The organism is Hoylesella timonensis 4401737 = DSM 22865 = JCM 15640 (assembly GCF_000455445.1).
GTDB lineage: Bacteria > Bacteroidota > Bacteroidia > Bacteroidales > Bacteroidaceae > Prevotella > Prevotella timonensis.
The window spans coordinates 4,834-11,679 of the sequence record NZ_HG417102.1 but is presented as its reverse complement, the minus strand read 5'-3'; the positions used below and the strand labels follow the sequence as shown (position 1 = coordinate 11,679).

Here is a 6,846-nt window from a genome sequence, read left to right as displayed (position 1 = left end):
GCTTCCTTCCCGTGTTCTTGCCGCACGGTTGGTCACAAAAGTGTACAGCTCGCCGTTGGACAGTGAGGTCTCGTCAATGGCCAGGGAAGGCCCGATGTTGTCAGGAAAGAGCAGCCACTCGTCGGCATGTTCTATCTGGTCCCATTGGCGAAAGCCGCTCAGGACTTCTTTATATTGTTTCTCAAATGTGTGTCCGTCAATATGATAGAAACCTTCAAGCGTACGGCAAGTCACTGGGGAAGTCTCCATACGTTTCTTTTAAAAAAGCTCCAAATTCCTTGGAGTAACGGGTGCCCTGAGCTACCATGTCTAAAGCGATGGGAAGGGTAAAACTCTTGCCCGTGCGCAAATCCGTCCATCGTCTGCGACGAATTTTCAAGATCACCTTATGGTCTCGAATAGGGAAGTCTGTTATATTAACTGCCTCCATGAACCCCTTGGACTCGAAGTTGGCATCACCTGACAAAGTCTTGTCCATACGTTCGTCAAGACTAATATGAAACTCAGGTCCAACCTCACGGACAGAAACTATAGTAAAAAAATCTAATATTTGAGAAGGCAAAACAAGAGTTGCCAAGGTGCGTAACATTTTTTCTTCCATAATGCGAAGGTCGGAATTATTAAGATAAATAACAAATTATTCCCCCATTGATTTTCTACTGAGCCCAGACACTGGCTACCGTGAATCAAAAGCAAAGGGCTGACTTCACAGCCAACCCTATACACATTATACAAAAACATTATGAATACTTATTTAGCGAACAAGATTTAAAAAGTTTCGCAACTATTTATATGGTCATATTATAATTTACTGTTTGATAATGCCATCGCAATCAGCACATGCTACTTGACATTTTTTACATTTCTTTTTGCAATACCGCTCACACTGCAAGCGAATATCGTATCCGAGCATGGCACCCAAGATAAAATCCTCTTCAGGCGTTAACTCGTTGAGCGGTTTATGGATTATGAAACGTACAGCATCAATACACGCCTCGGTGCCAAAAAACAAATTTAGACTATTGTTTCCTACGGGCTGTATAAGATAGTTAATATGCTGACTTGCAAGTCGTTCTACCGCAAATGTTTCATATTTTTTATGAAAGGTATAGAGTACCATTTGTCGAACTCCTTTCTTATACTCATAAATATGATTCATGAGTACCTTTAATTCAGCTGGTAAGGTCCCTATAGTCTTCATGTCAATCGTGTTTCAAATATTTTCTCTGATGGTTGTATTTATAAACTTGGCTTGATTTCTGCGAGCCATGTATCAATTCGCTCATCAGTTTTATCTTCTTCATTGAGATCGTCAAGTGCTAAACCGACAAACTTACCATCTATTACAGCGTCACTGTCATCAAAAGTGTAACCATCGGTAGACACTGCACCCACTACATGCGCACCCTCTACAGCATGGTAAAGCTCTGCCATACCTCCACAAAACGTATCTGAATAAGATTCTGCATCACCACAACCGAACAAGGCTACTGTTTTGTTGGACAAGTCAACATCCTTCAAAACCTCTACCCCACTGTACCAATCGTCTTGCATCTCTCCAGATCCCCATGTAGACGTACCTAATATAAGATTGTCATGACTTTTTAATACATCTTCATTGAGATTAGCTACATCCATAGCTTCAACACCTAATTTGCTTGCAATTTTTTCTGCAATAGCCTGACAGGTTCCTGTCGATGAACCGTATATTACAACTGTTGGCTTCATATTTTTTCTATTTAGTTTTACGTTTTATAATTGTCTGATGCAAAGGTAGACACTATTTGACACTCATGCAATACCTAAATGTGATGGTTTTTAAGTATTCCGTACCCATAAAACAAAACATATCATGAAGCCTATATACATAAAAATGGTTATTCGCTTCACTGGAACACCATTATATTCTAATAAGAGTCGAGCCTTTCATCAACGGATTAGAGCTATTCAACTGGATAACATAGCCCCCTCGGGGATACGATGATACGTCTAACAAATAAGAAGAAAAGCCCGCATCAAAACTCTTTCTCTCCAAAAGTACACCTGAAGTACTGTACACACATACCGAAAAATGATGACATGAGGGTTCTTTCAGCTTGATTTCAACTTTTCTATCTGCTCTCACTTTAAATTGCACACCTGTTGGTTGATGAGAAGAGATACCTTTCACCCCACTTACACCTAATATATATAATAGTCCCTTATACACATCTACCTGCCCATAGCCATACCAATTATTTGGGTAGGTCAAAGAAGTATCATAGTGAGTACAAGTTTTTGCAAACACATCCATTACGTCCTCACGAGTTAGCGTAGGCTTGGCTTGTAGCCAAAGCGCAACAGTTCCTGCCACGGCTGGAGTAGACATAGACGTTCCTGCATTGCTATTCCAAGCATAGGTACGCCCGTTGAACTCAAAATGCGCAACGTCTGACTTGATATCGTTTGCCTTTGGATTCTTTTCCAGATAATAACTACTATACGAGGAAATAATATTCGTCCCTGGCGCCATCACGTCGGGTTTAACACGCCCATCGTAAGTAGGACCAACAGACGAATAGGCTCCACGAACACCGCCAACGCCTTGATTATATGGACGCCACTCTCCTAAATAATTGGTGATACCTGTTCGGTAAGAGGTTGCTCCCACTCCAATAACAGAAGATAATGAGGCAGGCGAATGAATGTTATGTGTGCACTCGCCAGCACACAGACGTTCATCCAACTGGTTAGCTGTCCAAACGCCACCCATCCTAAAAACTTCGACATCGGCTTGCGCCCCTAAAATCTCAAAAGAGAATGGAACAGCATGCCCTATCTCGCTCTTTGACCACATTCGCACATCGTACACCAACTCTGCAGAGTCGTAACATGACCTGTATCCTACTATACTGAACACGTATTGCTTATTGCCCAACAGCATGGTATCCACATAGATAGAATCTTTACACCTCAAAATATCTGGCGTAAACACCTCATGACTGTGCTTCGTATCATCATAGGAAGTAAATCTAATTTGAAAAGGCGATGCCGATTTTAATGTCACATAAACGTTGTCAGGTCTGCCTTCCACAAACGTCCCCAGCCCTGCTTGTCCTATGGGCTTGTGAAAATACGACTTCACCTGTCCGTCGTTACCCGCCGAAGCAATAATGATACGACCTGGACCCGATAAGCTATCCAGTACTGCATTGTACAAAACATCATCGCCATGGAAATCTTGATGTGAACCTTCGCTAAACGAGATGACACACGGCTGATTGCTATATTTCGCATAATCCATGATATACTTAAAACCAAGAGCATCGGTAGCATAGGTATATTTGTAGCGATTTGCCGAATCTACCAATGCCTCATCACCAACCACAAAGTTACTGACCAAACAAATATCGCTCTCATACGCCATACCTCTATACGCACTGTTATATCCACTGCCTGCGGCTATGCCTAAGGTGTGCGTGCCATGCGTCTGTATCAATCCGTCTCTCGAATGTGCATAAGACAATATTTCCGTCCTTCCTTCATACGAAGCTCCCACATACATTTTGTTTTTCAAAGTGTCTACCGACAATTGATCCCAAAAACGCTGGATGCGATAGTTTGTTGCAGTAGCATCAAAAAAGTTGGGGTGCGTCAAATCAAACCCCACATCTTGCACGCCTACAACAACCCCTCGTCCTGTATAGGCTTGCGGTAAGGGAGAAGTTCCTGCATACACGGGCATTGCATCAAGGCAGTATGCCAATGAATCTGTATGCAAGCCATTGCTTCGGCGCGTTTCTATTCTATCAACATACTTTTCGAGCGACAGTTTGGCAAGTTGTCGCAATGGTACACTCACAATAAAGATGTCTCCAAATTGTGCCAATGACTTACAATGATGTTCCTGAAACACTCGTTGTGCATCTTTGCGTACTTTGACAAATGCACACAATTCTTGCGACTGGTTGGAACAAATGGGCTTTGAACGTGTGCCTGTTACATCTCCTTGCCGTCCTATCAGCTCTTGCTGTAAAGCCAACTGTCTCACCATTGTCGACATCTTGGCATAGTTTGCATGTTGTGCACTTGCGCACACCGTACAAAACATGGCGATAGTGAAGAAAAATTGCAAACGTTTCATTACCTGCAAAGTAAAGCAAAATATCTGTTAGCTACAAAAAATACAGCACTTTTATTTAGGATATACTACAATTCTTGCACTTAAGAACGGCATTTCTACAACAAAAAAAAACTCTTCAAAAAACAGCATAATAAAAGCTGTGCGAATGCTGCACAGAAGGCTCATTAATGCTGAATTTTCTTTACAAAGTACCTCTTATAACTCGCATGAAAACAACCAACAGCAAAGTTGGTCGCAAATACGCGAAATATGCGAAAGTTTCATAACCTCTTGTTATTGAACTTGTTACATTTTATCCTGCTCTTTTTCTTTCTATTTTTACCATTCTTTGGCGACTAAAGCATTGAGATAAGCCTGCAATTTGCATGCTTTAGGAGGGTTGAAGCATGTGAATAATGCCTCTAATACATGTTTCCAAGACCGTTAATTCAATATTTCAACTTGAAAAGGCGTCTATTTTGTTAAAATCAGCCCATTTTTGTATATGGTTTGCCTATTGATTTTTTCTATTTTGAAGATTTTGAATGGGCGTTTTTTGGTAAAATAATAGGACAAAAACAATAAATGCCTTTACCCAAAAGGAGAAGAATTAAAAGATGCTGCTCATTTACTGAAGTGGCATTGTTGTTACAACCAATGAAACAGAGAAAGCTCTAAAGAAAATGCACTTTTCTTTATTCCCACGAGCTTGTATATCGCAATTTTTATGTAAATTTGCAGTAATATATCTTTTATATAATGAATAACAAACATTTCTAATCTCACAACAAAACCAATGGAAAAGAAAAAGAATCAATTTATAGCGGTGACTTACCAACTCTATACCCTCAATAACAACAAGAAAGAACTCGTAGAAGAAGCCACTGCGGAAGTCCCCTTTCAGTTCATCAGCGGTTTCGGCATTACCTTGGATCATTTTGAAAATCAGCTTATCAATCTTCAACAAGGTGATGAATTTAATATCAAACTTACGCCTGAACAAGCCTACGGAAGTTTTAAGGAAGAGAATATCTTTGATTTAGAGAAAGAAATTTTCACTGTTAACGGAAAGTTTGACGAAGAAAACATTTATGAAGGTGCCGTTGTCCAACTTCAGAACGAGGAAGGTACTCGATTTATGGCAAGGGTGATGAACATTTCAGACGCAAGTGTAAAGGTAGATTTGAATCATCCATTGGCAGGAAAAGAACTTGAATTTAATGGCAAAGTTATCGAAAATCGTGAGGCTACCAATGAAGAAATTGCTGCGATGGTGAGTCAAATGAGTGGCGGAGGATGTCAATGCGGAGGTGGCTGTAGTGGTGGTTGCTGCCATGATAGCAACGGTTGTGGCGGTCACTGCTAATAAACATCCAACTAATAGAAAACAATTGTCAATTATCTGAAGCCTATGCGTAATACCTTTGGACATCTTTATACCCTCACAACTTTCGGAGAAAGTCATGGAGAGGCTGTTGGGGGCGTTATCGATGGCATGCCGCCAGGCATTGTTATTGACAAGGATTTTGTGCAACACGAATTGAATAGACGGCGTCCGGGGCAAAGCCCTATCACCACCAACCGACAAGAACACGATGTGGTTAGTTTTCTCAGTGGTATTTTTGAAGGAAAGTCTACGGGTGCACCCATCGCTTTTATGGTTGAAAACACCAATCAACACACGAAGGATTACGAATCGCTGAAAAATCTTTATCGCCCTTCGCATGCCGATTACACTTATCAACAAAAGTATGGTTGTCGTGATTATCGTGGCGGAGGACGCACTTCGGCTCGTATTACGCTTAGCAGATGTGTGGCAGGTGCCTTAGCCAAATTAGTGTTGCAAAAACATGGGATTCAGATTCAAGCCTACGTTTCACAGGTTGGACAAATTGCTTTACAGCAAGATTATCGGCTATACAATCTTGACAAAACCGAAGAGAATGCCGTCCGATGCCCCGATGAGGAGAAAGCAAAGGAGATGGAAGCACTGATTAGGCAGACGAAGTTGAATGGCGACACCATCGGTGGTGTAGTGACGTGCGTCATTAAAGGATGTCCTGTAGGGTTGGGAGAGCCTGAATTTGGCAAGCTCCATGCACAACTCGGTGCCGCAATGCTCTCTATCAATGCAGCGAAAGGTTTTGAATACGGTGAGGGCTTTGCGTGTGCTACGCAACGAGGGAGCGAGATGAACGATTCTTTTTCTATGAAGGATGGGGACATACACACAAAAACCAATCATAGTGGTGGAATTCTTGGAGGAATAAGTAGTGGAGAGGATATTTATTTTCGCGTAGCTTTCAAGCCCGTTGCTACCCTACTGCAGTCGCAACAAACAGTAGACGTTGCGGGCAGTGAGGTTACTTACAAGGCTCAGGGGCGTCATGATTCGTGTGTCGTTCCTCGTGCTGTACCCATCGTTGAAGCGATGGCGGCTATGGTCTTGTTGGATTCGTGGATGTTACATCAGGCTATATTGAGGTAAAATAGAAAATAAATATGCACGTAATATAATAATTCACATCTTTTTTTGATAAGAATTTTAGAAACTTTTGTAGATTTGCAGCGTAAGTATCCAATATTAGCCGCCTTTGCGTGGCCTTCCTGCCTTACTACCTTTGCCCGAAAAACTTATGTTTGTGCTCAACGAAACAAATGTTTTTCGGGTTTGTTGCACTCCAGTAGACATGCGTCAGGGTATTCTTCGCCTGTCCCAATTGGTACGCAGCAATGATTTCAGA

General features: G+C 41.6%; 6 protein-coding genes and 1 pseudogene. 2 read left to right on the top strand and 5 right to left on the bottom strand.

Translation table 11 applies throughout. From position 1 onward, the window contains the following. From BN35_RS13965 to BN35_RS11530, 5 genes and pseudogenes are all read right to left on the bottom strand, one after another. A pseudogene (locus BN35_RS13965) lies at nucleotides 1-249 on the bottom strand (ISAon1 family transposase); the annotation flags it as partial. Continuing rightward, nucleotides 215-601 (bottom strand): ISAon1 family transposase N-terminal region protein, encoded by a 387-nt coding sequence (locus BN35_RS11545; protein ID WP_044071540.1) that lies wholly within the window; start codon nucleotides 599-601, stop codon nucleotides 215-217. The pseudogene BN35_RS13965 and the gene BN35_RS11545, both read right to left, overlap by 35 nt. Before the next feature lie 207 nt (nucleotides 602-808). After that, nucleotides 809-1,201: a DUF2023 family protein gene (locus BN35_RS11540; protein ID WP_025073169.1), complete on the bottom strand. Its 393-nt coding sequence runs from the start codon at nucleotides 1,199-1,201 to the stop codon at nucleotides 809-811. A 38-nt stretch (nucleotides 1,202-1,239) separates the two neighbouring features. Then, complete coding sequence (gene fldA / locus BN35_RS11535; protein ID WP_025073168.1) at nucleotides 1,240-1,728, bottom strand: flavodoxin FldA; 489 nt, start codon at nucleotides 1,726-1,728, stop codon at nucleotides 1,240-1,242. Nucleotides 1,729-1,900: 172 nt separating this feature from the next. Next, nucleotides 1,901-4,123: a S8 family serine peptidase gene (locus BN35_RS11530; RefSeq protein WP_028901336.1), complete on the bottom strand. Its 2,223-nt coding sequence runs from the start codon at nucleotides 4,121-4,123 to the stop codon at nucleotides 1,901-1,903. Between the two features lie 775 nt (nucleotides 4,124-4,898). Between BN35_RS11530 and BN35_RS11525 the strand changes: the two genes are divergently transcribed. Both BN35_RS11525 and aroC read left to right on the top strand, forming a co-directional pair. Continuing rightward, on the top strand, nucleotides 4,899-5,468 hold the full coding sequence (locus BN35_RS11525) for an FKBP-type peptidyl-prolyl cis-trans isomerase (protein ID WP_025073167.1): 570 nt from the start codon (nucleotides 4,899-4,901) through the stop codon (nucleotides 5,466-5,468). 45 nt (nucleotides 5,469-5,513) lie between these two features. After that, nucleotides 5,514-6,590, top strand: a complete 1,077-nt coding sequence (aroC, locus tag BN35_RS11520; RefSeq protein ID WP_025073166.1) for a chorismate synthase — start codon at nucleotides 5,514-5,516, stop codon at nucleotides 6,588-6,590. The last annotated feature ends 256 nt before the right edge of the window (nucleotides 6,591-6,846 follow it).

Bases quoted from the DNA above. Each gene is read 5' to 3' on its own strand.
- BN35_RS11545 (WP_044071540.1), bottom strand. From the start codon at position 601: ATGGAAGAAAAAATGTTACGCACCTTGGCAACTCTTGTTTTGCCTTCT.
- BN35_RS11540 (WP_025073169.1), bottom strand. From the start codon at position 1,201: ATGAAGACTATAGGGACCTTACCAGCTGAATTAAAGGTACTCATGAAT.
- fldA (WP_025073168.1), bottom strand. From the start codon at position 1,728: ATGAAGCCAACAGTTGTAATATACGGTTCATCGACAGGAACCTGTCAG.
- BN35_RS11530 (WP_028901336.1), bottom strand. From the start codon at position 4,123: ATGAAACGTTTGCAATTTTTCTTCACTATCGCCATGTTTTGTACGGTG.
- BN35_RS11525 (WP_025073167.1), top strand. From the start codon at position 4,899: ATGGAAAAGAAAAAGAATCAATTTATAGCGGTGACTTACCAACTCTAT.
- aroC (WP_025073166.1), top strand. From the start codon at position 5,514: ATGCGTAATACCTTTGGACATCTTTATACCCTCACAACTTTCGGAGAA.